This is a genomic window from Actinocorallia aurantiaca (assembly GCF_039533685.1).
Taxonomy (GTDB): Bacteria; Actinomycetota; Actinomycetes; order Streptosporangiales; family Streptosporangiaceae; genus Actinocorallia; species Actinocorallia aurantiaca.
In genome coordinates, this window is record NZ_BAAATZ010000012.1 from 114659 (window position 1) to 139914 (window position 25256).

The 25256-nt window shown below is 72.6% G+C and carries 24 protein-coding genes; 6 read left to right on the forward strand and 18 right to left on the reverse strand.

Annotated elements, in window-relative coordinates:
- The first annotated feature begins 44 nt into the window (after positions 1-44).
- Positions 45-824 (forward strand): alpha/beta hydrolase, encoded by a 780-nt coding sequence (locus tag ABD327_RS15680; protein WP_344451099.1) that lies wholly within the window; start codon positions 45-47, stop codon positions 822-824.
- Positions 825-960: 136 nt separating this feature from the next.
- On the opposite strand, the gene ABD327_RS15685 is transcribed toward ABD327_RS15680, so the two are convergent.
- The 13 genes from ABD327_RS15685 to ABD327_RS15745 form a co-directional block, all read right to left on the reverse strand.
- Entirely contained in the window at positions 961-1611 is a 651-nt protein-coding gene (locus ABD327_RS15685) for an SDR family NAD(P)-dependent oxidoreductase (RefSeq protein ID WP_344451100.1), read from the reverse strand.
- 13 nt (positions 1612-1624) lie between these two features.
- Complete coding sequence (locus tag ABD327_RS15690; RefSeq protein WP_344451101.1) at positions 1625-2068, reverse strand: type II toxin-antitoxin system RatA family toxin; 444 nt, start codon at positions 2066-2068, stop codon at positions 1625-1627.
- The gene (locus ABD327_RS15695; RefSeq protein ID WP_344451102.1) at positions 2068-2574 is read right to left on the reverse strand and encodes a hypothetical protein; all 507 of its coding nucleotides are present in this window, start codon (positions 2572-2574) and stop codon (positions 2068-2070) included. Before ABD327_RS15695 ends, ABD327_RS15690 begins: the two co-directional genes overlap by 1 nt.
- Entirely contained in the window at positions 2571-3575 is a 1005-nt protein-coding gene (locus ABD327_RS15700) for a hypothetical protein (protein WP_344451103.1), read from the reverse strand. The genes ABD327_RS15695 and ABD327_RS15700 overlap by 4 nt, the downstream gene beginning before the upstream one ends.
- Positions 3572-6181 (reverse strand): phosphoenolpyruvate synthase, encoded by a 2610-nt coding sequence (locus ABD327_RS15705; RefSeq protein WP_344451104.1) that lies wholly within the window; start codon positions 6179-6181, stop codon positions 3572-3574. The genes ABD327_RS15700 and ABD327_RS15705 overlap by 4 nt, the downstream gene beginning before the upstream one ends.
- A complete protein-coding gene (locus tag ABD327_RS15710; RefSeq protein WP_344451105.1) occupies positions 6178-7953 on the reverse strand; it encodes an AfsA-related hotdog domain-containing protein in 1776 nt (591 codons plus the stop codon). Before ABD327_RS15710 ends, ABD327_RS15705 begins: the two co-directional genes overlap by 4 nt.
- Positions 7954-8003: 50 nt before the next feature.
- Positions 8004-9605, reverse strand: coding sequence for a fatty acyl-AMP ligase (locus ABD327_RS15715; RefSeq protein WP_344451106.1), 1602 nt, complete (start codon positions 9603-9605; stop codon positions 8004-8006).
- Positions 9602-9850, reverse strand: a complete 249-nt coding sequence (locus tag ABD327_RS15720) for an acyl carrier protein (RefSeq protein WP_344451107.1) — start codon at positions 9848-9850, stop codon at positions 9602-9604. The genes ABD327_RS15715 and ABD327_RS15720 overlap by 4 nt, the downstream gene beginning before the upstream one ends.
- 8 nt (positions 9851-9858) lie before the next feature.
- Positions 9859-10857 (reverse strand): SDR family oxidoreductase, encoded by a 999-nt coding sequence (locus ABD327_RS15725; protein ID WP_344451108.1) that lies wholly within the window; start codon positions 10855-10857, stop codon positions 9859-9861.
- Entirely contained in the window at positions 10854-11540 is a 687-nt protein-coding gene (locus ABD327_RS15730; protein WP_344451109.1) for a hypothetical protein, read from the reverse strand. Before ABD327_RS15730 ends, ABD327_RS15725 begins: the two co-directional genes overlap by 4 nt.
- Positions 11537-12778, reverse strand: a complete 1242-nt coding sequence (locus ABD327_RS15735; protein ID WP_344451110.1) for an aspartate aminotransferase family protein — start codon at positions 12776-12778, stop codon at positions 11537-11539. Before ABD327_RS15735 ends, ABD327_RS15730 begins: the two co-directional genes overlap by 4 nt.
- Before the next feature lie 346 nt (positions 12779-13124).
- Complete coding sequence (locus tag ABD327_RS15740; RefSeq protein WP_344451111.1) at positions 13125-14021, reverse strand: helix-turn-helix domain-containing protein; 897 nt, start codon at positions 14019-14021, stop codon at positions 13125-13127.
- A 199-nt stretch (positions 14022-14220) separates the two neighbouring features.
- On the reverse strand, positions 14221-14454 hold the full coding sequence (locus ABD327_RS15745; RefSeq protein ID WP_344451112.1) for a DUF397 domain-containing protein: 234 nt from the start codon (positions 14452-14454) through the stop codon (positions 14221-14223).
- Between the two features lie 212 nt (positions 14455-14666).
- On the opposite strand from ABD327_RS15745, the gene ABD327_RS15750 reads away from it, so the two are divergent.
- From ABD327_RS15750 to ABD327_RS15765, 4 genes are all read left to right on the forward strand, one after another.
- On the forward strand, positions 14667-15116 hold the full coding sequence (locus ABD327_RS15750) for an ATP-binding protein (RefSeq protein ID WP_344451113.1): 450 nt from the start codon (positions 14667-14669) through the stop codon (positions 15114-15116).
- Between the two features lie 372 nt (positions 15117-15488).
- The gene (locus ABD327_RS15755; RefSeq protein WP_344451114.1) at positions 15489-16361 is read left to right on the forward strand and encodes a hypothetical protein; all 873 of its coding nucleotides are present in this window, start codon (positions 15489-15491) and stop codon (positions 16359-16361) included.
- A 104-nt stretch (positions 16362-16465) separates the two neighbouring features.
- Positions 16466-18508: a phosphate acetyltransferase gene (pta, locus tag ABD327_RS15760; RefSeq protein ID WP_344451115.1), complete on the forward strand. Its 2043-nt coding sequence runs from the start codon at positions 16466-16468 to the stop codon at positions 18506-18508.
- Positions 18505-19626 (forward strand): acetate/propionate family kinase, encoded by a 1122-nt coding sequence (locus ABD327_RS15765; protein ID WP_344451116.1) that lies wholly within the window; start codon positions 18505-18507, stop codon positions 19624-19626. Before pta ends, ABD327_RS15765 begins: the two co-directional genes overlap by 4 nt.
- 145 nt (positions 19627-19771) lie before the next feature.
- Here the strand turns inward: ABD327_RS15765 and ABD327_RS15770 are convergent, their stop codons facing one another.
- On the reverse strand, positions 19772-20446 hold the full coding sequence (locus tag ABD327_RS15770; protein ID WP_344451118.1) for a hypothetical protein: 675 nt from the start codon (positions 20444-20446) through the stop codon (positions 19772-19774).
- Between the two features lie 163 nt (positions 20447-20609).
- On the opposite strand from ABD327_RS15770, the gene ABD327_RS15775 reads away from it, so the two are divergent.
- Positions 20610-21158 (forward strand): hypothetical protein, encoded by a 549-nt coding sequence (locus ABD327_RS15775; protein WP_344451119.1) that lies wholly within the window; start codon positions 20610-20612, stop codon positions 21156-21158.
- Between the two features lie 112 nt (positions 21159-21270).
- Here the strand turns inward: ABD327_RS15775 and ABD327_RS15780 are convergent, their stop codons facing one another.
- The 4 genes from ABD327_RS15780 to ABD327_RS15795 form a co-directional block, all read right to left on the reverse strand.
- Entirely contained in the window at positions 21271-22905 is a 1635-nt protein-coding gene (locus tag ABD327_RS15780; RefSeq protein ID WP_344451120.1) for a solute symporter family protein, read from the reverse strand.
- Positions 22902-23231 carry a DUF485 domain-containing protein gene (locus ABD327_RS15785; protein WP_344451121.1) on the reverse strand — a complete coding sequence of 110 codons (330 nt, stop codon included), beginning with the start codon at positions 23229-23231 and terminating at the stop codon, positions 22902-22904. Before ABD327_RS15785 ends, ABD327_RS15780 begins: the two co-directional genes overlap by 4 nt.
- 192 nt (positions 23232-23423) lie before the next feature.
- Entirely contained in the window at positions 23424-24893 is a 1470-nt protein-coding gene (locus ABD327_RS15790) for a sodium/solute symporter (RefSeq protein WP_344451122.1), read from the reverse strand.
- The gene (locus ABD327_RS15795) at positions 24890-25255 is read right to left on the reverse strand and encodes a hypothetical protein (RefSeq protein ID WP_344451585.1); all 366 of its coding nucleotides are present in this window, start codon (positions 25253-25255) and stop codon (positions 24890-24892) included. Before ABD327_RS15795 ends, ABD327_RS15790 begins: the two co-directional genes overlap by 4 nt.
- Position 25256: the final 1 nt, after the last annotated feature.

Here is a 25256-nt window from a genome sequence, read left to right on the forward strand (position 1 = left end):
ACTGCGACTTTATACCGTTTCGAGGGATGGCCGATAATGGGAGGGTGCCTGCCACTCCCGTCACTCTCACCGCCTCCGACGGCGTCCGCATCGCCGCCTGGCACCACGCGGCCGCCCACGGCGCGGATCCGGAGCTGTGCCTGGTGATGGGCCACGGCTTCACCTGCCACCAGGGGATGCGCGAGCTCCAGGCCATCGCGGGGGCGCTGAACCGCACCGCCGCGGTCTGCGCCCTCGACTACCGGGGCCACGGCCGGTCCGGCGGGCTCTCGACCGTCGGCGACCACGAGATCCACGACCTCGAGGCCGCCGTCCGCTACGCCGCGGAGCGCCACGCCAAGGTGGTCACCGTCGGCTTCTCCATGGGCGCCTCGATCGCGCTGCGGCACGCCGCGCTGATGGGCGGCGTCGACGCCGTGGTGTCGGTCAGCTCGCCCGCCCGCTGGTACTACCGGGACACCGTGCCGATGCGCCGGGTCCACTGGTTCGTCGAACGCCGCCTGGGCCGCGCCGCCGTCCGGCTGGCCAAGCGCACCCGCATCGCCCCCAAGGGCTGGGACCCGATCCCCGAGGCCCCCTTCGAGGTGGTCGGCGGCATCGCCTGCCCCCTGCTGATCGTCCACGGCGGGCGCGACGCGTTCTTCCCGCCCGACCACGGCGAGCTGCTCTACGAGCGGGCCGCCGACCCCAGGGAGCTGTGGCTCGAACCCGAGATGGGCCACGCCGAGATCGCCACCACCGAGGCGCTGAGCCTCCGCATCGCGCAGTGGGCGGCCCGTGCGGCCGCCGGGCCCCTCGCCCCGGAGGCCCCGCGGGCCGGGTGACGGCTTCTCGGGACCCGAGGCGGCCCGCCCGGGGGCGGGTCAGCGCAAGTGGACCCGAGTGGCCCGTGCGGTCGCCAGGCCCCTCAACCCCGTAGAACGGCTTCGCAGAGCCCCGGACGGCTCGCCCGGAGGTGGTTCAGCGGAGGTGGACCTCCGGCAGGGAGCGGTGCGACCGGGGCTCGGCCAGGTGGGCGACCGTGGCGGCGATCTCCTCGCGCTCCTCCGGGCTCCTGACGGCGCCGTGGACGACCAGGAGGCACGGGTGCACGGGCTCGTCGCGCAGCTCCTCGTGGGCGGACAGGACCAGCGCCCTGGCCGCCGCGCAGCCCGCCGCCCAGGCGCCCCGCCCGGCGGCGGGAGTGACGGCGGAGCCCCCCGTCAGCTGGACGAGGGTGCCGCCGCCGGTGGCCCGCAGAGCGCGGATGCCGGTGTTCAGGAAGACGTAGGTCTGCTCGGCGACGGCCGACCCCCAGCCCTGGAAGTCGGCCGGGTCCATGGTCTCCAGGGGCCCGCCCCACTCCGGGGAGCCCTGCGGCGGCCGCTGGGGGTGGATGGCGTTCACGACGAGGTCGAGGCCCCCGTGCTCCTCCACCGCGATCTCCAGCGCGGCGGCCAGCGTCCGGGGCTTGGCGGCGTCGGCCTTCAGGGCCAGCGCGCCCCGCTCGGCGACGGCCGTGAGCGTCTCGTCGGAACGGGCCACGGCGGCCACCTGCCACCCGTCCTCCAGCAGACGGGCGGCTATCGCCCCACCGATGTTGCGGGCCCCGAGGATCACTGCACTGCGCACGGGAGGACCTTACTCACCTCGCGGCGAGGGCGTCACGTTCGATGCCTTCCAGCATCTCGGTGCAGTTCTCCTTCAGGGAGCGCTGCGCCACCGGGTTGAGCATCTGCGCCAGCAGCGGGATCCCGATCTCGAAGTCGATGGTGAGGGCGACGTGCGTGCGCCCGCCGGGCTCCTCCGTGACCCGCCAGGCCCCCTCGAACAGCTCCATGTCCCCGCTGAGCTGCTGGAAGGACATGACGCGTTCCGCGTGGTCGAGGGTCTCGCGCTCCTCCCACTCCAGGATCGAGCCCTTGAGCGTGATGGACCACCTGCTGCGCCGGGTCTCCTCGCCGGGCTCCAGCAGCTCGACCCACCGGACGCTCGACATCGACTCGGGGTAGCGCTCGATGTCGACGACGGTCCGCCAGACCCGGTCGGCAGGGGCCTGAATATGCATGTCCACGACGATCTGCGGCATCAGTGGGCCTCCTCGCTGGTCCATTCCCCGGGCAGGAAGCCCTCCACGCCGACGGAGTCGGCGAGTTTCAGCCAGTCCCTGGCGGTGGCGAGCGCCGGGAAGTAGCCGTCGGGCGACATCGGGTCCGGCACGTCTCCGACCAGTTCCCGCACCCCCTCGACGAGCCGTTCGGCGATCCCGGCCAGCGCCGCGGCGTCCAGTTCGCGGGGCGAGCGGACCAGGGTCAGGCAGTCGTCGCCCAGCGGGTGGCCGGCGACCCCCTCCAGCGCCCAGGCGGCGCGCATCCTGGCAGGGGGGAGCGGCTTGCGGTGGCGCACCACGAGGTTGAGGACGACCGCGCAGTTCGTCCCGATGTTGCGGGCGGTGTGCCGGACCAGTCCCTCCTGGCCGTCGGCGAGCGCGCCGCGCAGGTCCTCCAGCAGCGCGGTGAGCGGCATGCTGGTGCGCCAGATCGCCTGGCCCTTGCACCAGACGTAGCGCCTCGCGTCGACGTCGACCGCCTTCATCCGACGACCCCCTCATCCCAGGCGAGCCCGGCCAGGCCCAGTTGGTACAGGCCGACCAGCAGTCCGGTCTCGGCGTCCGAGCAGTCCCGCCACTCGTCCCGTCCGGACAGTCCCCGCCAGGTCTCGGCCTCCTCGGCCGACAGCTCCCACATGCCTCCCCGCTCGGGGTCGAGCAGGAAGTGCTCCCTGCCTCCGGGAGAGTGCAGGGCCAGGTCTGGAGCGCTCCAGACCGCCCCGCCGGGGGCCCCGCCGCCCAGTTCGGCCACCAGGGACAGGGCGTCCTCGACGAACGCGGCCTCGTCCCCGGGTTCGGGAAGCGCGGAGAACCGGTCGTGGTGGACGCGCAGATCGGGCGCGGTGCCGATGAGCCGCTCCTGGAGCCACTTGTCCCCGGTGAACGGCACGCCGCGCCGGGCCAGGACCATGTGCAGGGTCTCCTCGACGGCCAGGCGCGCGTTGGTGGTGGCGGCCAGCGGCCGTCCCGCGTCCAGCGCCAGGCGGGCGATCAGCACCGACTCCCGGGCGCGCTCGGCGTACTCGCGGGCGAGCAGGCCCCGCGCCACGGCGACGTCGACGCCCTCCAGCGGCGGGCCGTCGACCCGCAGCCCGAAGGCGAGGCGGTGCAGCAGTTTGAGCTGCTGCTCCTCCTCCTGGGTGCCGAACGAGCCCTGAAGCGGCGCGCCGGACTCCAGCGCCTCGGAGGCGTGCGCGAACAGCCTCGCCACGCCCTCGTGCGAGCGGGTCCAGGCGTCGACGCGGAGGGTCTTCACCCAGTGCTCCAGCGGCACCCGCGAGGGGCTGGTGCCCGCGCCGACCACGACGACGTCGAAGTCGCTCAGCCGGTTGCCCAGGCCCCAGGCCAGGGAGCCGCCCGCGATGACGGTGTCGCCCTCCTCGCGCAGGTAGCCGACGCAGTCCAGCACGTCGGCCAGCCCCACCCCGTGGTAGCCGCGCAGCCGGTCGTCGACCCGCTTCCAGCGCGCCTCTTCTTCCCCGCTCAACCGTCCTCCTTCTCGATCCTGACGACCCCGGTGCCCCCGTCGACGGTGAGGGTCATGCCGTCCTCGACCCGCTCGGTCAGCCCCGGGATCTGCACGACGGTCGGCACGCCCAGCTCCCGCGCGACGATCGCGACGTGCGTGAGCGGGCTGCCGCGTTCGATGAGCAGCGCGGCCGCCGACGACAGCGCGCCCACCCAGCCCGGGTCGGTGCGGTAGGCGACCAGCACCCCGCCGCCGACGTCGCGCGGGCTGTCGACGACCCGGGCCCTCGCCGTGACGACGCCGGGGCTGCACGGGGTGCCGCGCAGCACGTCGGCGCCCTCCTCCCCGGCAGGGGCCGGGTCGGGGGTCTGCACGCCCCAGTAGACGCTGCCGCGGGTGAGGAACCTGGGCGGCGGCGCGGGCATGAGCCGCTGCTTGGCCTGCTGCTTCTTGCGCAGCTCCGCCAGCGGGCGCAGCTCGCGGTGGTTCATGGTCCCGGCGTAGGCGGCGCGGATCTCCTCGAGTTTGAGGAAGAAGACGTCCCGCCGGGCGCCGAGCGCGCCGGCCGACTCCAGGTCGCGGCCCATCGCCTTGAACATGCGGCGGGCCATGCCGAACGCCCTGGTCCGGGCGAAGCGGACGCGTTCGCGTTCGCGCAGCGCCTCCCTGACCTTGCCGCGCACCTTGTCGTAGACGAACAGCTTCGGCCCGTTCAGACGCTCGCGCAGGTAGGCGTCGGCGTCGTGCTCCGTCTGGGGCGCGGAGGCGACCCCGGCGATCAGCAGCGCGTCCTTGAGCATGGACATCAGCAGCGACGGGTCGTCGTGCAGGTCCGGCTCCTCCAGCTTGAGCTCGTTGGCGCTGCGGTAGCCGTACGCGGCCAGGAAGCCGTCGAGTTCGGCGCGCAGCCACTCCGCGTCCTCGCCCTCGGCGGCCCGCAGCCACTCCCAGAGCTCGTCCGCCGGGCTCTCGCGCACGGCTTCGGCCAGTTCGGGGCGCTCGGCGAGCCGCCCCGCCAGCTCGCCCAGCCGCCGCGCGGGCGCGGTGGACTCGACGTCGTCGCCGACCTTCACCGCCTCCCACAGGAACCATTCGGGGGCGTCGGGCAGCCACTCGGCGTTCAGCCCGTGGAGCACGCCGTACGAGAGCATGATCACGTTGTCGAGCACGGCGGTGGCGCCCCACCTCGACAGGAGCCTCTCCTCCAGCCGGCGCAGGGCGCGGTCGACCTCGTGACCGGGGAGCGTGTCGTAGTCGACCGAGTCGAACTCCTCGTACGCCTGGTGGAAGTGGTCGGTGAAGGAGGCGACCGACCTGCGGACGGTGAAGAACATGCGCAGGAAGCGCAGCGCGACGCGCAGCCGTACGAGCCGTTCCCGCAGCGGGGACTCGATCGGGTGCTGGGCCAGCGCGAGCTCCTCGGAGGTCTCGCGGACGCCCATCGCCGCGGCGAGGATCTTCCGGTTGAGCGCGTACCCCGGCAGCAGCCTGATGATCTTGTACCAGTTGAGGACGTTGTAGTAGACCCGGCCGTCGAAGTAGCCCAGCATCTCGCCGAACACCCCGTCCATCTTCGCCAGGTCCCGGCGCGGCACCCCCAGCAGCCGCACGTAGTCGCGGTAGACCCGCTGGTAGACGTGGCGCGCGAAGCTGAAGGTCAGCGGGGCCGTGACCTCGCCGAACGACTCGATGATGTTGGAGTTGTCCCACACCCGCACCTCCCCCTCGGCCTCGCGCAGGGTGGTGATCGGGCGGCTCTGCAGCACGTGGAAGACGCCGTCGCGCAGCGCCCACTCCACATCCTGCGGCGCGCCGAAGAGGTCCTCGATCTCCTCGGCGAGGTCGCCGAGCTCGCCGACCTGCTCGTTGGTCAGCGCGAACCGCTCCCGGGCGAACGACGAGACCGGGCTGAGCGCGGTCCCCCCGGGCCCGGCGTCGAGCCGCTCGGCCTTCTCCCCTATCACCGCGTCGCCGACGACCCGGGACGGCCGGTCCAGGGTGAGGGTGTCGGCGTCGACCTGGCCCGAGACCAGGGTCTCCCCCAGCCCGTAGACGCAGCTGATGATCGCCCTGGAGCGGTCGCCCGAGACCGGGTCGGCGGTGAACATCACCCCGCTGACCTCCGCCGGGACCAGCTCCTGCAGGACGACGGCCAGGTCGATCCGGTCGGTGGGCAGGTCGTGCAGCCACCGGTAGACCAGGGACCGCGCCGAGTACGCCGAGGCCCAGCACTCCCGGACCTTCTCGGCCACGGCGTCGAAGCCCTCGACCCCCAGGAACGAGGAGTACTGGCCGGCGAAGGAGAAGTTCGGCAGGTCCTCGTCGGCGCCGGAGGAGCGCACCGCGACGGGGCCCTGCCCGATCTCGTCGTAGGCCCGCCAGATCGCCGACAGGGCGGGGCCGTCCAGCGGGGTCACCGAGAACGCCTTGGCGATGCGGGCCGACACCTCCCAGGCGTTGTCCGGGTCGAGGCCGGCCAGCAGCCCGGCCAGCTCCTGGCCCAGGCCCGAACGGTCCCGGAAGTCGCGCAGCACGTCCAGTCCGACCGCCGACCAGGCGGGGACCCTCAGGCCCGCCCCGGTCAGCCGCCGCAGGTTCTCTCCCTTGCCGCCGAGCGCGCTCATGTCCGCACCACCTCCACCATCACCTCCGCCGGTTCCACCCCATCCTGGACGAACCTCACCGCCACCGTGCCCTTTCCGCCGCGATCGGCGGCGACCGTCGCGGTGCAGACGAGCCTGACGTCCAGTTCCGCCATCGCCGGGAAGCGCGCGTCGAGGCCCGTCACCGCCAGGTGCCCCGCCGGGATCCCGAAGTGGCGGGACATGGTCCACAGCGCGGACTGGCGGGCCGCCTCCACCAGCACCATGCCCGGGACGTGGTCCTGCGGGTGCTCGAACATCGCCGGGTTGGCCGGGTCGGCCACGACCCGCGCGGTGGTCTCGCCGCGCCGCCACACCAGGTCCGACAGCACGACGTTGCCGTCGTTGGCGCGCCCGACGTTGCGGGCGGAGGGGAACAGGCCGGTCCGCTCGGGGGCGCCGACCTCCTCGCCGAGCCCGTGGCGGGCGCGGCTCGTGGCGCGCAGCGCGCGCCAGGCGTCCTCGGACGTCCAGGAGCAGGACGAGGAGGCCCTGGCCAGTTCCTCGCCGTCCGGGGTGGTGATCCGGTAGTCCAGGGCCAGCCCGGAGGCGAAACGGCGGGTGACGTCCACCTCGATCCGCACCCGCCGGTGCCGGAGGGGCTCGGGGGCCGCGGTGAGCCTGCCCCTGAGCTCCCGCAGCAGGAAGCGGGAGTCCGGGGGCGCGCCGTGGTGGCCGTGGGCGAGGACGTAGCAGCCCTGGCGGCACAGCTCCAGCACAGGCAGGAGGTCGAGCCTCGACGCGGTCAGGTCGTTGTAGAAGCGGTGGGCCACGGGAAGCTCACCGGCCATCAGGACGCCTCCGGAGCCGGTGGCCACGTGATCGGTCAGGAACACCTCCCCTAGACCGTCCTTGTGCACCAGGGAGCCGGGGAGGGCGCGGTCGTGGCGCAGCGGCCGCGGTTCGCGTGCCGCGGCGCGGGATGCGGAGTGCTCCCACTGGGCGGTGGTGACGCCGGTGAGCAGCGCGGTCCTGTCGGGCACCGACGGGGTCATGGCGGCGGTGCCGAGCACCACCGAGTCCCAGGGCTCGTCCGCCTCGCCGCGCTCTCCGCGCTCGCGGGCCGACTCTCGGGACAGGTCGTGCGCCGGGCTGCGGCGGTACAGCTCCTCGACCAGCGTGCGCGCCTTCGCCTCCTGGTCGGCCCCCGCGACCAGGTCGGCGTAGACGCGGCGCCGGTCGGGCCCGTCCAGAAGGACGCCGAACTCGCGGACCAGGTCGGCCGGCTCGTCGGCGGTGTGCACGAAGTTGACCAGGAAGTCGTCGTTGTCGAGCCGGTGCCGCAGCTGCCAGGGCTCGCGGCGGGCCGGGTCCGCCGGGCCCTTGAGGTTGCTCAGCCGCAGCGTCGCCGGGATCGGCGCCTCGGGCAGCCGCGCCACCAGCAGCAGGCTGTCGCCCGCGCGGACCAGCGCGTCGGCCAGGTCCCGGCGCTCCTTGGTGGCGACGTTCCACTGGTACCACCACATCGCGCGGGTGCTGTGCCGGTCCAGGGCGACCGCCTCGGCCGCGACGATCACCGCGTCCTGCTCCAGCAGCCACTCCAGGGCCGCCTCCAGCCGCCGTCCGGCCACCGCGTCGGGCTTGAGCAGGAGCGTGGCGTGCCGGTCCAGCAGCGTCCACGGGTCGGGGACGACCGCCAGCAGGTCGTCCCAGCCGTCACGGAAGTAGCTGTCGACCGAGAACAGCGCCCGCTTGCGCGGCAGCGCCGAGAGCGCGGCCGGAACCGGTTCTGCGTGCTCTCCGCCGATCGTCATCTCGGGAATCTCCTCAGGAGCCCCGTCCAACCGGGTAACACTGGCCGCGGTCATGCCACCTCTCCCTGCCGTGCGATGGTCTTCAGTTCTCCGGCCAGGAGCCGCTCCCTGGTGAGCAGCCGCTGGATCTTTCCGCTGGTGGTCTTGGGCACCGAGCGGGCCGGCACCAGGACGACGGCGTCCACCCGCACCCCCGCCCCGGCCGACACCCGCTCCCGGATCCCCGCCAGGACGAACGACAGGTCGTCGGCCTCGTGGCCGCGCGCCACCTCGGCGACCAGCGCCACCGAGCCGCCCGCCGTCTGGAAGGCCGCGCTGCAGTGCGGGCGCAGCAGGTCCTCTCCCGTCTCGGCGAGGGTCTCCAGGTCGTGCGGGTGGTGCTTCACCCCGTTGAGGATGAGGACCTCCTTGCTGCGGCCCGTCAGGTACAGCCCGCCCTCGTGGACGAAGCCGAGGTCGCCGGTCGGGATCCACTCGCCGAACCGCTCGCCGCGCCAGTAGCCGACCGCGACGCTGGGCCCCGAGGCCCACACCTCGCCGCACGTCCCGTCCGTGCACGGCTGCCCCGTCTCCGGGTCGACGATCCTGATGCGGTGGTCGGCGTCCGTCCCGCCGCAGCTCACCAGTTCGGCGCCCGCGCCGGGGACGGCCTTGCCCTCGGCCAGCGCGTCGCGGTCGAAGGACGTGACGGTCAGGCCGTCGGCCGCGGTCAGCAGCAGGGTCGTCTCGGCCATCCCGTAGGCGGCGGTGAGCGCCTCCTCGCGCAGCCCGTACGGGCCGAACGCCTCCAGGAAGGCCCGCCACGTCGCGGCCCGCACCGGTTCGGCGCCGTTGACCGCCTTCTCCCAGCACGAGAGGTCGAGGCCCTCGACGTCCCTGGCCCGCCGGACGCACAGGTCGTACATGAAGTTCGGGCCGCCGCTGAAGGTGACGCGGTGGCGGGAGATCGCCTCGAGCCACCGCATCGGCCGCCGCAGGACGGTGATCGGGGAGGTGGTGTAGCAGGGCGCCCCGGCCAGCATCGGGTGCAGGAGACCGCCGATGAGCCCCATGTCGTGGTAGGGCGGCAGCCAGCTGTAGACCGACGAGTGCGGGCCGGTGCCGAACGCCGAGATGAGCGACCGGCAGTTCGTCAGCAGGTTCTCGTGGGTGAGCATCACCCCGCGCGGCGCGGCGGTGGAACCCGAGGTGTACTGCAGGAACGCGACGCCCTCCGGGCCGGGCGTGCCGACGGGGGCGTCCGGGAGGGAGTCCAGGCCGATCCACTCGGCCTCACCCTTGAAGTGCGGTTCGGCGAACGCGCGGACGGCGTCGTCGGTGACGATGACGCTGACCTCGGCGTCCGCGGCGATCGCCTCCAGCCGGGGCAGGACGCGGTCGAGGCGGGTCGCGGTGGGCGGGGCGGCGGACACCGCGACGGCGCCCGCCTCGAAGCAGCCGAAGATCGCGGCGATGTAGTCGAGGCCCGGCGGCAGGAGCAGCAGCACCCGCGCGCCGGGCGCCAGCGCCGCGGCGATCCTCCCCGCCCGCTCGTGCAGCCCCCGGTAGGTGAGCCGGTCGCTCTCGTTCAGGCCGTCGCCCAGGAAGACGTAGGCGGGGTCGCCGGGCCGCTCGGCGGAGCGGGCGGCCAGCACCTCGGCGAAAGTCCTCACCGCAGCCCGTCCAGGACCAGGGACTCCACCTCGGCGACCGTCTCGGCCTCGAACGCCTCGTCGGGCACGCTCAGGCCGGGGAACTCCTGCTCCAGGAGGGCGACGAGCTCCTCCTTGCCCAGGGAGTCGTAGCCCAGGTCGCCGCCGAGCCTGGTGGACGGCTCGGGAGGCGGCCCGTTCTTGATCGGCGCGGCGTCCAGCACCAGCGTGCGGACGGTCCGGCGGATCTCGGCTTCGTTCGTCACGTCCTGCATCACGTCTTCCAGGGCCGGGGGTCGAGCGAGGCCAGGCGCGGGTTGCGGTCGGCCCAGTGGCGGGCGGACGCCTCGACGCAGCCCAGGACGTCGTCGATCTCGTGGGTGGGTGAGAGGGGGGTGGTGAGCGCGAAATACGGCTCGAAGTGGGACAGCAGGTCCAGCAGGCGGTTCTGCCTGACGGTCAGGTGCCGGCGCGCGAAGGGCAGGAAGAAGCGGTGCCAGCTGTCGGGGGTGATGATGCGCGGGGCGTCCAGGGGCTCCCCGCCGTGCTCCGCGCGCCGGCCGTTGAGCCCTGCGAGCATCGCCCCCACCACCGCCTCGACGGACGGGGCGCGCTTGCCCCCGGCCAGGAGGTGCACCTCGCCGGTGCCGGGGAGCAGGGCGCACTCCGCGACGAGCCCGGCCAGGTCGTCCACGGGGATCACGTCGGCGGGCGCGTCCGGCTCGGCTGCGATGACGGGCACCGAGCTCATCGCGATGCCCCGCAGGATCGTGTACATGCCGGCGAAGCGGGCGGCCCTGCCGTCGGAGCGGCGCCCGACGATGAGCGGCGGGCGCACGATGGTCAGCCGGGGGAACAGCTCCCGAGCCAGCCGTTCGGCGTGCGCCTTGGACCACTCGTAGGTGTTGCGGTAGTCCGCCGGGTCCGCGGAGTCCGTGTCGCCGCGCAGTCCGGTGGCGTAGGCGGTGGAGATGTGGACTACGCGGGTGCGCGGCCCGGCCAGCGGGGCGAGCGCCGCGACGGTCGCGACGTTGGCGGCCTGCGCCTCCGCCTCGGTCATGGTCCAGCGGACGTCGGCGGCGCTGTGCACGATGACGTCCCAGGACCGGTCCAACCCGGACGGCACCGGCTCGCCCAGCGTCCACGGGACGATCCCCGCCTCGAGATCCCCGCGCCTGCTGGTGCCGACGGCCTCGTGCCCGGCGGCGCGCAGCGCGTCGAGCACCTCGAAGCCGACCAGTCCCGTCGCTCCGGTCACCAGGATCGTGCTCAAGTCAGCGCCTTCCATACTCCGGGCTGGACTACCGCCGCGCCCGTCCCCGCCAGGGCCGAGAGGACCCCGGCGAGCAGCGCGCGGGCGCGGAACGCTCCCAAGGCGCGGCCGTAGGAGCGGTCCGGGTCCGAGCCGAGCTTGCGGGCCAGGTCGACGGCGAGCGCCAGCAGCGTTCCGAACGCGAACGCCTTCCACGCCGAGAGCCCGACGGGGTGTTCGCCCGCTCCCAGCTGCGCGACCCAGACGCACGCCAGGCCGGACAGCGGGACGTGCGCCAGCGGGTAGAGCAGCGGCCGCCCCTCGAGCCGTCCGCCGGTGAAGAAGTCCTGCGCCGCCCAGCACAGCCAGCCGAGCAGGATCAGCCACCAGCCGGACGCCGCCCGCCCCGCGGGCAGCGCGACCGCGGCCTGGACGGCCAGGGCCGCGGCCGCCACCAGCCGGAGCCGTCCGAGCGTCACCCGCCCGCTCTGCAGGGCCCGTTCGGGATGGGCGACGAGGTCGTCGGCGTAGTCCTTGTGCTCGTCCACGATCCGGACCAGCAGGTAGAAGCACCACAGCCCGGCGAAGGCGGCCAGGGCACCGGGAGCGAGGCCGCCGTGCCCGAAGGCGTGCACCACCACCGCGACGACCAGCAGGAGCGCGGCGTTGGCGGGCGGGTAGCGTTCCAGGAACCAGGCGGTCACGTCGGCTCCAGGTAGTCGCGGGCGGCGGCGCACGCCTTGGTCAGCGCCTCGAAGGCACGGTCCAGTTCGGCGGCGGTGGTGACCAGCGGGGGCAGCAGCCTGATGGTGTGCGGGGAGCCGAGGCAGGGTGAGACGAGCAGCCCGTGGTCGGCCAGTTCGGTGAAGACGCCTCCGGCGACCGCGGGGGTCGCGAAGTCCACTCCCCACAGCAGGCCGTGCCCCCGGACCTCGGTGATGAGGTCGGGGTGCTCGGCCGCGAGTCCGGCCAGGCCCGCCCGGACCCGGGAGGACAGCTCCTCCCCGCGCGGGGCGAGCCGCTCCAGGACCTCCAGGGCGACCGTCCCGGCGGCGCACGACAGCGGATGGCCGCCGAAGGTCGCCGTGTGCCAGGTGGGGTCCTTCAGCAGCGGCGCGTACAGTTCGTCGGTGGCGGTCACCGCCGACAGCGGCAGCACTCCCCCGCCGAGCGCCTTGCCGAACAGCACGGCGTCGGGCCGCCAGTCCTCGGCGAGCGCGACGGAGAACGGGCCGCAGCGGTGCAGCCCGGCCTGGATCTCGTCGCTGATGACGAAGACTCCGGCGGCGCGGGCGTCGGCGGCCCAGCGGGCCGCGTGCGGCAGCCGCCTGACTCCGCCCTCGCCCTGCACCGGCTCCATGATCAGCGCGGCCACGTCGCCGTCGGCGCAGTGGCGGGCGACCGCCCCGGCGTCCTCGCGCCCCACCCGGGTGACCCCGGCGAGCAGCGGCTCGAGCCCGGCCCGGTAGGCGGGCGAGGCGGTCAGCGCGAGCGCGCCGAGGGTCTTGCCGTGGAAGGCGCCCTCCACCGCCAGGACCCGGGTGCGGCCGGACGCGCGGCGGGCCAGCTTCACCGCGGCCTCGACCGCGTCGGCGCCGTCGCTGCCCAGCCAGATCCGGCCCAGCGGCGCGGTCCTGGCGGCCAGGGCGGTGGCGAAGCGGGCCACCGCCGGGTTGGCCAGCGCGCGGGTGGCGGTGGGCATCACGTCGAGCTGCTCGTGGACGGCGGCGACGACGTCCGGGGGCCGGTGGCCCAGGAGCGTCACCGCGTAGGAGCCGAAGTCGACCAGCTCGCGCCCGTCGGAGAGCCGGACGGTGGCGCCGGAGGCCCCGGTCTCGACGGCGCCCTTGGCCAGGAGGTTGTAGCCCAGCGCGAGCCCCGGGGACAGGTGGCGCCGGACGGAGTCCAGCACCATGGTCGGGGAGTGCGCGGCTTCTCTCACTGACCGTCCTCGAGGGGTTCGCGTGTTAGTTCACAGAGAAACCATCGAAGACGAATTGATCTTTGATTGTCAAATAAAAACGGAAATGGCATCTGGTGTTCACATGCCTTTAACAGGGTTCAGAAAATGAGGTGCCCCAGGTCACACCAGGAGCGATAGCCCTTACACCACAGGGGCTGCAGGCCGCTTAACGCATTCCGATCCTGTCAGGAAAATCACAAACTCGGCCCCGCCGAGCAATTATCGTCCCTGCTTGGAACCGCACCCGCCGAACCGCTCCGGAAAACAAAAACGCCCGGCCCTCGGGTCGTGACCCGAAGACCGGACGTCCACGAAGGGGACCGCTTCACATGGCGTCGTGGATGCGCTTGAGAATGGCCGGAGTGTCGGTGACCGACTCGGCCTCCACGCAGAGCTGCTCCATCACCGTCAGGTAGCGCTCGATGTCGTCGCGCTTGTCGAGGTAGAGCGCGCTGGTGAGCTGTTCCAGGTAGACGATGTCCGGCAGGTCGGGCTCGGCGAAGCGCAGGATGCTGAAGGGCCCTCCGGCCGCCGCGTGGCCGCCCCGCGCGAACGGCACGATCTGGAGGGTCACGTTGGGCAGCTCGCACAGGGTGATCAGGTGCCGCAGCTGCTCGCGCATCACCTCCCGGCCGCCCAGGGGGCGCCGCACGACCGCCTCGTCGACCACCGCCCACAGGTGGGGGGCGTGGTCGGAGCGCAGCAGCTCCTGGCGCTTCATGCGCATCTCGACCCGGCGCTCGACCTCCTCGGTGGCCGCCCCGTTGTGGCCCAGGAGCGTGACCGCCCGGGCGTATCCCTCGGTCTGCAGCAGCCCGGGGACGAACTGCACCTCGTAGGCGCGGATGCGGCTGGCCGCCTCCTCCAGCCCGATGTAGTTCTCGAACCACCGGGGAAGGATGTCGTTGTAGTTGTGCCACCACCCGTTGGTGCTGGCCCGGCGGGCCAGGCCGAGGGCCTTCTCCCGCTCCGCGACGTCGTGCACCCCGTACAGGGTGAGGAGGTCGGCCACGTCGCGCTCGCGGAAGGAGACCCTGCCGAGCTCCAGCCGGCTGATCTTCGAGTCCGACGCGCGGATCGCGTAGCCCGCCTGCTCGCGGGTGATGCCCCTGGCCTCCCGCAGGCTCCGCAGCTGCGCACCCAGCAGGATGCGCAGCACGGTGGGGCCTCCGCCGGCCGCGGCGGAGATGTTCAACACGGTCGCGTCTGCCGCCTGAACCATTCGGGGCTCCCTTGAGGCCCGCCTTTCCGGCTGGGCCCTATGAGAAATCCATCTTCGGGCGGATCAGTATCCCACGAGATGCCACGCTTTGACCATGCGTTGCGCGATGACCGCCCTCCGTAAGGCCAGGTGACCGGGGTCAGCCCCCGGGTCAGGCCGCCGGGACTTCCCGGCCGTCCCCGCGGCCGGGTCTCCGGCCTCAGGCGACAAGGTGATCGAACTCACCGTCCTTGGCGCCGCCGAGGAAGGCCTCGAGTTCCGCCCTCGTGTAGATGAGCACCGGGCCGTCGGGGTACCGGGAGTTGCGCATGGCGATCTCCCCGCTCGGCAGCGCGCTGAGCTCGACACAGTTACCGCTGGGGTTGCTGCGGCGGCTTTTGAGCCAGAGCGGCTCTACTGCGTGCACGAGTGCTCCCTGTGCGTGATCCCCCATGGATTGCTCCGTTCCAAGCATGATTTTTCCGCTGCAAGGACCGATGCACGTGCAGAAGCCCTTGCACCTGCACGGCTCGGAAGGGAAAGATAGCGGACACCCACGCAGCGCATCACCGGACCGCGTCAGGACTTTTCATGACCGTTAAGCGGGCTCCTCGCATGATTCACAGTCGGCGGCTCTCCTGCGTCGAAGAAGGCCGATGGCCTGAGATGCTGCCGACCCTGAACGCGAGCCACTGGCCTACCCCTCCCGTCTCGGGCACCAGCCGGCTCGCCCGTCACCCGCTGAACAGCAACCTGGACTCACCCAGACTCGCCCGGGACTTCGCCCGCAGGACCCTGGCCGAATGGGAACTGGAGGACCTCCTCTGCGAGTCGGAGGTGGTGATCTCCGAGCTGGTCACCAACGCCCTGCGCTACGGCCTGCCGGGCCGGCACCGGATGGCCCGCGCCCCGATCCAGCTGATCCTCATGCGCCAGGAGCGCCGCATCCTGGTGATCGTCACCGACCCCAGCGGGGAGCCCCCGGTGCTCGGCGAGCCCGACGAGTTCGCCGAGAGCGGCCGGGGCCTGCAGGTGGTCGCGGCGGTCTCCGAAGCCTGGGGCTGGGCCCCGCTGTCGACCGGCGGCAAGGCCGTCTGGGCCTCGTTCGCGATCTGAGCCCGCGCCCTCCCCCGCCGCGTCGCGCCGATCCCCGGCACCTTCGCCGTCCGGAAGCCCTTCCCTTCCGCGGACGGCGGTGCCGGCGCGGACCGAGGCGCGTGCGCGGGGGAGGCCCCGGCCTCCTCTTCCCCCTGCATTTCCCCAAACCGGCGCGACACGATTGCGCCGACGCCCCCGGGCGTGTTCCCTCTGGTGTTCCCGGCACCGGTGCTCTCTGCGGGACCGGCCGGGAGCGGCGACCCTCCGAGTCGATACCGAAAACGACGGTCTCGGAGTGTTAGGTAGTTGAGCGGGGTAAACAGGGGGAAAGGTCATCGTTTCAAGGCTGTGGGGCGACATGACCGTTTCGGCTGTCTATAGTTTCGCGGCATGAACGTCGGGGGACCGGTCCGCGCGGCGGAGGCCAGCACCGTCCGGGGCGCGGCCGCGCACCGCGACGCCCGGGGGTTCCAGCGCACCCTTCTGCCGGACCCGGGCACGGGCTTCCTGCTGCAGGCCGTGTGCGACCCCTACGCCGTCGGCGCCACCGGCTCCGGCCCCCTCGTCCTGGCCTGGAACGGGACGTTCTGGGAGAGGGAGTCCCTGCCCGCCCCGAACCCCGCGCTCAGCGGCGCGATGCTCACCGGGGTGTCGGCACGTACCGCCGTCGGCGGGGCGTTCGACCGGCTCGCCGCCGCCGAGACCCCGCTGCTGCTGCACCGGACCGCCGAAGGATGGACCGAGGAGAAGGCCCCGGGCACCGGATTCCCCTACGTACTGACCGGAGTGCACGGCGACTGGGCGGTGGGGCACGGCTTCCCCGGCACCGTCGTCCTGCGCCGCGGGCTCAGCGGCTGGACGCCCGTCGCCCCGCCCGGCCCCGCCACGCGACTCCTGTCCGTCACTTCCCTCGACCAGTACGTCTGGGCGGGCGGCGAACGCAACGGCGAAGGAGTGCTGCTGCTCTTCGACGGCCGCTCCTGGAGCGAGCGCCGCACCAGGACGGGACCCGTCACGACGCTGGCGTTCTGGCGCGGACACCCCTGGGCGGCGGCCGGCCGCACCCTGCTGCAGTGGACGGGACGCCGCTGGGCCCGGCACCGGGTCCCGCTGTCCGTCAACGCGCTGGCCTCCTCCCCCACCGCCCTGTACGCGGCGGGCGCGGGCGAACTCGGCGTCTACGACGGGCGCCGCTGGGACGTCCGCCCCCTTCCCGGGACCTGGCTGGGCGCCGACCCCCGCTGGCTGGTGGGGTCCGCCTGACCCGGGCGTGATCGCCGTCTCCCGGGTTTTCCCCACCTCGTTCGTTCGGGCGGGCCCGGCGGAACTACGATCGTTTTTCGAAGACCCCTCCGGACAGGAGTCCCATGACCAGCGCCGTCTACATAGCCGCCACCGGAGCCGCGACCCGCAAGGCGACCGTCACCCTCGGGCTCGCCGAACTGCTCTCCGGCAAGGTCCGCAGACTGGGCGTGTACCGTCCGGTGGTCGAGGACGGGCGGGTCGACTCGATCATCGAGACCGTGGTGAGCAGGTTCAACGCGCGCGGCGCCACCGGGGTCACCTACGGCGAGGTGCACCGCGACCCCGCCAGGGCGACCGCCGACATCGTCGCCGCCTACCGGGCGCTGGCCGCCGTCTGCGACGCGGTGATCGTCGTCGGCACCGACTTCACCGACGTGGGCGCGCCGACGGAGTTCGAGTTCAACGCGGTGCTCGCCTCCCACCTGGGCACCCCGGTGCTGCTGCTGGCCGCCGGGCACGGGCGGCGGCCCGAGGAGGTCGCGGCGGGCGTGGCGGTCGCCGCCAAGGAACTGGCCGCCGAGCACGCGGCGCTGCTGGGCGTGGCGATCACCCGCGTCGACCCCGGCGAGGCCGAGGCGGTGCGGGCCGCCGTCGGCATCGAACGCACGTTCGTGATCCCCGAGGAGCCCCGGCTGTACGCGCCGACCGTCGGGGACCTCATGGCCGCCTGCTCCGGCACGCTCTTCCGGGGCGACTCCCAGCAGCTCGGCCGGGAGGTGTCGGGACTGGCGGTCGGCGCCATGTCCCTCCCCCACATCCTGGAACGGCTGTCCGAGGGCCAGACGGTGATCATCCCCTCCGACCGGGCGGCGGCGCTGCTGCCGGGGCTGCTGGCCGCGCACTCCGCGGCCACTTTCCCCGCCCTCTCGGGGATCGTCATGACCGGCGGGCTCGACCTGCCCGAACCGGTGCTCAGGCTGGTCGACGGCATGGCGCCGAAACTCCCGGTGATCGCCACGGACCTGGACACCTTCGAGTGCGCCACCCGGCTGGGCCGGGCCGAGGGCCGGTTCAGCCCCACCAGCACCGGCAAGATCGACCTTGCTCTGCGGTTGTTCTCCGAGAACGTCGACGGCGAGCGGCTGCTCGAGCGCCTGCACGTCACGCGCTCCTCCGCCGTCACCCCGCTGATGTTCGAGTACGACCTGCTGGAGCGGGCGCGCGGCGACAGGCGCGTCATCGTCCTGCCCGAAGGCGGCGAGGAGCGGATCCTGCGCGCCTCCGACACCCTGCTGCGGCGCGGGGTCGCCGATCTCGTCCTGCTCGGCGAGCAGGACGAGATCCGGACGCGGGCCGCCGAGCTGGGCCTCGACCTCGAGGCGGCGCGGGTGATCAGCCCCTACGACCGGGAGCTGCGCGACCGGTTCGCGCTGGAGTACGCGCGGATCCGGTCGCACAAGGGCGTCTCCCTGGAGCTCGCGCGCGACACCGTGACGGACGTGTCGTACTTCGGCACGCTGATGGTGCAGCTGGGCCTGGCCGACGGGATGGTCTCGGGCGCGGCCCACACCACCGCGCACACCATCCGGCCCCCGTTCGAGATCATCCGCACCGCGCCGGGCACCGCCATCGTCTCCAGCGTGTTCTTCATGTGCCTGGAGGACCGGGTCCTCGTCTACGGCGACTGCGCGATCAACCCCGACCCGACGGCCGAGCAGCTCGCCGACATCGCCGTCCAGTCGGCGGTGACCGCCGCGGCGTTCGGGGTCGAGCCCCGGGTGGCGATGTTGTCGTACTCCACCGGGACGTCCGGCAGCGGAGCCGAGGTGGAGAAGGTGCGGCGGGCCACCGCGCTCGTCCGCGAGCTGCGGCCCGACCTTCTCGTCGAGGGGCCCATCCAGTACGACGCGGCGGCCGACGAGACCGTCGCCCGGGCCAAGATGCCCGACAGCGAGGTCGCGGGACGCGCCACGGTGTTCGTGGTGCCCAACCTCGACACCGGCAACAACCTCTACAAGGCGGTGCAGCGCAGCGCCGGGGCGGTGGCCGTCGGCCCCGTCCTGCAGGGACTGCGCAAACCGGTCAACGACCTGTCCCGGGGGGCGACCGTGCAGGACATCGTCAACACCGTCGCGATCACCGCGATCCAGGCGCAGGGAGCATGATGCGGTACGTCCTGGTGCTCAACTGCGGATCCTCCTCCATCAAGTACCGGCTGGTGGAGGTCCCGTCCCTGGAGACGGCGGCGGGCGGCATCGTCGAGCGGGTCTCCGACCACGCCGAGGGCATGCGGAAGGTCCTCGCCGAACTGGAGGCCGCGGGCCCGGATCTGGAACGGGTCGCCGTCGTCGGCCACAGGGTGGTGCACGGCGGCACCCGGTACGCCGACCCCGTGGTCATCGACGACGCGGTGGAGCGGAGGATCGAGGAACTGAGCCCGATGGCGCCGCTGCACAACCCGGTGAACCTCATCGGGGTGCGCGCCGCCCGCGAGGTCTTCCCCTCGGTGCCGCACGTCGCGGTCTTCGACACCGCCTTCCACCAGACGATGCCGCCCGAGGCCTACACCTACGCCATCCCCCGCGAGTGGACCGCCGGCGGCGTCCGGCGCTACGGCTTCCACGGCACCTCGCACGCCTACGTCTCCCGCCGGGCCGCCGAGTTCCTGGACCGCCCGTACCCGGAGGTCAACTCGATCGTCCTGCACCTGGGCAACGGGGCCAGCGCCAGCGCCGTCGAGGGCGGGCGCTGCGTCGACACCTCCATGGGCCTCACCCCCCTGGAGGGCCTGGTCATGGGCACCCGCTCCGGCGACGTCGACCCGGCCCTGGCCGCCTTCCTCGCCCGGACCCGCGGCCTGTCCGTCGAGGAGGTCGACCACGCCCTCAACCACGAGAGCGGCCTGCTCGCCCTGTGCGGCCACAACGACCTCCGCGAGATCTGGCCCCTGGTGGACGCGGGCGACCCCGCCGCCGCCCTGGCCATGGAGGTCTACACCCGCCGCGCCCGCAAGTACGTCGGCGCCTACTACGCCGTCCTGGGCCGCCTCGACGTTCTGGTCTTCACCGCGGGCGTGGGCGAGAACGACCCCCGCACCCGGGCCATGATCCTCACCGGCCTGGAGAACCTCGGCATCGTCCTCGACCCGGAGGCCAACACCTCCCCCTCCCGCGCCCCCCGCGTCATCTCGGCCGCCGGCTCCCCCGTGACCGTCCTCGTCGTCCCCACCGACGAGGAACGCGAGATCGCCGGCCAGGCCCTCGCCGTCACCGGCCTGGGCTGACCGGAGCCGTCCGGCCGGCGGTACTACCCGTCCGGCGCATCGGCCGCTTCGCGGTCTCGCCTTCCGCCGGGATTCGCCCGGGCCAGGACCTTTACAAAGTAATTCGATCCCGGGCGAATCCCGAAGACGAGGCCCGCGGGCGAGCTCAGATCGCGATCGCGGCGTTGACCCTGATCCCCGCCTCCGCGAGGGTGCGCAGGATGTCCGGCGGCGGTTGCTCCACCCCGAGGAAGTCCACCCGCGTCAGCTGCCCGGCGTAGCGGGCCAGCCGGGACGCGAGCCTGAACGTCGGCTCGGTGCCCGCGAACGTGAGCGTGCTCAGGTAGGGAAGCTGGGCCAGGACGTCCAGCGCCTCCGGAGTCAGCCTCGGCAATCGCAGGTAGAGCATCCGCAGCCCCGGCGGCAGCCAGCCCAGCCCCGTCCCGGTGGCCTCCCCCGCCGACAGGCGGACGACCTTCAGCTCCGGATGCAGCCCCAGCATCCGGAACGACCTGTCCGTCAGTCCCTCACCCGTCAGCGAGACCACCCGCAGGTCCGCCTCCGGCAGCGCGAAGTCGCCTCGCAGGTGAGGCGACTCCAGCGTCAGATCGGTCAATCCGTTCAGCCCCCGCAGAGCCTCCGCCCCCGCGTCGCTGAAATCACCCTGCGCCTTCAGGACCGTGAGCCAGGGCATCTCCCCCACCTCACGCAAGATCTCATCGCTCACCCCGGTGAGGTCCAGCTCCTTGAAGAAGGACTGGTCGCGCAACGACGGCACCCAGCACCCCGTATAAGCGAGCTGCACGTCCCCGGGGAGATCCACACTCCGCATTTCCCCCATGGATCCAGCGTAGCCACCAAAAGTGCACGGCTTCCGATGTCCGCGTTACGAGCGGGCATCCTTTCCCCTCACGCTTCGTTACCCGCCGGCGGAAAGCCCGCCGGGACGGGGCGTTCCGAAGCTTGAAATTTCCAAAAGCCGCGGAAGCTGACTTAATACCCAGATGAAAAAATGGCTGATCCTCACGGCGGCGGGAGCGGCGGTCCTCCTCGCCGCGGGCCTCCTCTTTTTCAAGAGCCGGTCCGAAGACCCCCGGCCGCTCGTCCGCGCCTGCGACGTGCTGACCGAGGAGACCGCCCGGTCCCTGCTCGGCGAGGTCTCGCGCGGCAACGACGACAACGACGGGCTGAGCACCCGGTGCCAGTACCTGACCGATCCGGCGGGCGGTTCGATCGACCTCTCCGCCCAGCGCCACCGGGCCACCGAGAAGGCGGACGCCGTCCAGCGTGCGCGCCGGGACGTCCGGAGCCAGGGGGAACGCGGCACCTCCTATCCGGGACTCGGCGACGAGGCCTACCTCCTCTCCTTCGAGATCCCCTCCTCCGTCTCCCCCTCTGGACCGGCCGCGAGCGGCAGCATGACGACCTTGACGACCCGGGTACGGGATCTGCGGGTCACGGCCTCCTTCAACGGCGAGGCCGCCCCCGAGCAGGCCCTCGCCGCCGTCGACCGCCTGACCCGCGACTACCTCGCCCGGACCGACCGCGACTGAGGCGGGAACGGCAGAGAGCGCGGCCCCGGCCCGGGGTGCGAGTGGAAGAGGCCGGGACCGCGCTTCCCCCGATTCCCCGGCGGGGGCCGGGGAGGTCGGCGGGCGGCGGCGGTCAGTGGGGGGTCGCCTCCTCCGCGCCGACGCCGGTCAGGGAGCGGACCTCCATCTCGGTGTACTTGTCGGCGCGGTACTCCTTGCTGAGGACCGTGCCGAGGTATCCGAAGAGGAAGCCGAGGGGGATCGAGACGAGGCCGGGGTTCTCCAGCGGGAACCACTGGAAGTCGACGCTCGCGGGGAACAGGGACAGGCTCTTGCCGTCGGGCCCGACGCCCTTGCCCGAGACCACCGGGGAGAAGATCACCAGCACGACGGCCGAGCCGAGACCGCCGTAGATCGCGGCGACCGCGCCCGCGGTGTTGAACCTCTTCCAGAACAGGCTGTAGAGGATCGCCGGGAGGTTTCCGGAGGCGGCGACGGCGAAGGCCAGGGCCACCAGGAAGGCCACGTTGAGCTTCTGCGCGAAGATGCCGAGGACGATCGCGACGGCGCCGATGACGAACGCCGAGATCTTGGCGACGCGCACTTCCTCCTGCTCGGTGGCCTCGCCCTTGCGGATGACGTGGGCGTACAGGTCGTGCGCGACGGACGAGGAGGACGCCAGGGTGAGCCCGGCGACGACGGCCAGGATCGTGGCGAAGGCGACGGCCGCGATGAACGCCAGCAGGATCGTGCCGCCGACGTCGCCGAAGACGATCTCGCCGATCCGCTCGGCCAGCAGAGGCGCCGCGGTGTTGCCCGCCGCGTTGGACGCCGCGATCGTCTTGGACCCCACCAGCGCCGCGGCGCCGAAGCCCAGCACCAGGGTGAGCAGGTAGAACACCCCGATGATCCCGATGCCCCACAGCACCGACTTGCGGGCGTCCCGCGCGGTCGGCACGGTGTAGAAGCGGATGAGGATGTGCGGCAGTCCCGCGGTGCCCAGCACGAGCGCGAGGCCGAGGCTGATCAGGTCGAGCTTGCCGGCCAGGCCCTGCGCCTCGGTGCCGTACTTCAGGCCGGGCTCCAGGAAGGCGTCGCCCTTGCCGCTCTGGGCGGCGGCCTCGCTCAGCAGGCTGGAGAGGTTGAAGCCGTACTTGCCGAGCACCAGCAGCGTGATCAGGGTCGCGCCGCCCATGAGCAGCACCGCCTTGACGATCTGCACCCAGGTGGTGCCCTTCATGCCGCCCACGACCACGTAGACGATCATGAGGATGCCGACGCCGACGATGGTCAGCGCCTTGGCCGACTCGCTGGTCAGGCCGAACAGCAGCGCCACCAGCGCGCCCGCGCCGACCATCTGGGCCAGCAGGTAGAAGATCGACACCGTGATGGTGGAGACCCCCGCGGCGGTGCGGACGGGCCGGGGGCTCATCCGGAAGGCCAGCACGTCGGCCATGGTGAACTTGCCGGAGTTGCGCATCAGTTCGGCGACCAGCAGCAGCGCCACCAGCCAGGCGACCAGGAACCCGATCGAGTACAGGAAGCCGTCGTAGCCGCTGAGCGCGATGATCCCCGCGATGCCCAGGAACGACGCCGCGGACATGTAGTCGCCGCCGATCGCCAGGCCGTTCTGCCCTGCGGAGAAGGAGCGTCCTCCGGCGTAGAAGTCGGTGGCGTCCTTGGTCTGCCGGGAGGCGCGGACCGTCAGGAACAGGGTCAGCCCGACGAACAGCAGGAACAGGGTGATGGCCAGTGCCTCGTGGCTCATCTGCGGGCCTCCTCTCGCAGGCTCTCCGCCAGCGGGTCGAGCTTGGCCCCGGCGTACCGGGAGTACCAGTAGGCGATCGCGAAGGTCGAGACGAACTGCAGCAGGCCGAAGATCAGCGCGACGTTGATCGAGCCCAGGACCTGCTGTCCCATGAAGTCGCGGGCCCACCCCGAAAGTACGACGTAGAGCAGGTACCAGAACAGGAACGCGGCGGTCACGGGAAAGACGAAGGCGCGGAAGCGGCGCCGCAGCTCGGAGAACTCCGGTCGGGCCCGGAGCTCCTCGTAGACGGCGTTCACTTCCCGACCCTCTCGGGGGGTGCTCACCAGGGGGCCTCCTTAAAGTGACGGTGGTCACGGCGGATGGCGTGCGCCCACAACGTAAAGCCCCGCCCATGACCAGAGGAGACATGTATCGCCGAGCCGCTTCCAGGCTGCGTTCATCCCTGACGGCGTGCGATGAACGGTCAATCAAACGCGTTGAACGGCCTTCGCCGGGTGCTTCCCGCTCCTCCGGCCTCAGACCCGGCGGGGCCGCCAGTCGCCCCGGTCCAGCCGCAGCCGCTCGGGCGTGTGCAGGCGCACCATCGTCCGCGCCACCCCCGCGGGACGCGCCGTGCACCGGGAGACCACGACCATGACGAGGAAGGTCAGCGGCACCGTCCAGGCTCCCGGCTGGGCCAGCAGCGCGGCTCCCCAGCCCTCGCCCGGACCGCCCGCGACCGTCCAGACCACCGCCGCGCCGGTCAGCGCCCCGCCGGTGAGCAGTCCCGCCAGCGCCCCGGCCGCGGTCAGGCCCCGCCACCAGATCCCCAGCACCAGCAGCGGGCAGAACGTCGAGGCCGACAGCGCGAACGCCATCCCGACCATGGTCGCGACCGGCAGCGACGAGGGCAGCAGGAGGGCGAGCAGCAGCGGCACGCCCAGCGCCGGGACCGTCGCCGCGCGGAACGAGCGCACCCCGCCGCGCAGCAGGTCCTGGCCGATCACCCCCGCCACCGACACCGTCAGGCCCGAGGAGGTCGACAGGAACGCCGCGAACGCCCCGGCCGTCAGCAGCGCGGTCAGCAGGTCGCCGAGCACGCCCCCGACGAGCCGCCGCGGCAGCTCCAGCACCACCCCGTCGGCGTCGGCCAGGTCGGAGGCGTACAGCTTGCCGAGCGCGCCGTAGACGGCAGGGAGGAGGTAGAACACGCCGAGCAGCACCAGCACGACGGCCGTGGTCCGGCGGGCGGTCCGCCCGTCGGGGTTGGTGTAGAACCGCACCAGGACGTGCGGCAGCCCCATCGTCCCCAGGAACGTCGCCAGGATCAGCGAGTAGGTCGAGTAGAGCTGCTGGTCGCCCGTCAGCGGCAGCAGCCACTCCCGGTCGTCGATCGCCGGAGCCCCGTCGCGCCGCCAGGCCGCCAGCAGGAACACCAGCGGGACGGCCAGCGCGGTCAGCTTCAGCCAGTACTGGAACGCCTGGACGAGGGTGATGCTGCGCATGCCGCCTCCGAGCACCCCGATGATCACGACCGCGGCGACCAGCGGACCGCCCAGCCAGCCCGGCGCGCCGATCATCCCGGCCAGCACCCGTCCGGCGGTCTGCAGCTGCGGCAGCAGGTACAGCCAGCCGATGAGCACCACCAGCAGGCTCGCCGTGCGCCGGACCGCCATCGACTCCAGCCTCGCCTCGGCGAAGTCCGGCAGCGTGTAGGCGCCGGACCTGCGCAGCGGCGCCGAGACCAGGACGAGCAGCACCAGGTAGCCGCCGGTCCAGCCGACCGGCAGCCACAGGAGGTCGGCGCCGCCCGCCAGCACCAGCCCCGCGACCCCCAGGAACGAGGCGGCCGACAGGTACTCGCCGCCGATCGCCGAGGCGTTGGCCAGCGGCGAGACCGTCCGGGAGGCCACGTAGAAGTCCGACGTCGTCCGCGACAGGCGCAGCCCGTAGAACCCCGCGAGCAGCGTCGCCACCGACACCAGCGCCACGGCGGCCAGGTTCACCGGCGCTCCACGAGGTCCTCGAAGTCCCTCTCGTTGCGTTCGGCCTGGCGCACGTACCACCAGCCGATCCCGGCGAACACCGGGTACACCGCCCCCGCCAGCAGCAGCCACGGCAGCGGCAGTCCCAGGAGCCGCGCCTCCCGCACCGGCGGGACCAGCAGCAACAGCAGCGGCAGCCCGCCGACCAGCAGCGCCAGCAGCGTGCACACGAACAACGACAGCCGCAGCTGCGAGCGCACCAGCGCGCTCATGTACACCTCTCCCAGGCGCGTCTGCTCGTCGATCTCCCGCGTCCCGGGATTCGGTCTGCGGCGTGTCGTCCCCTTCCGGGGGCTCGTCACCGCCACCCGGCGTTCACTCATC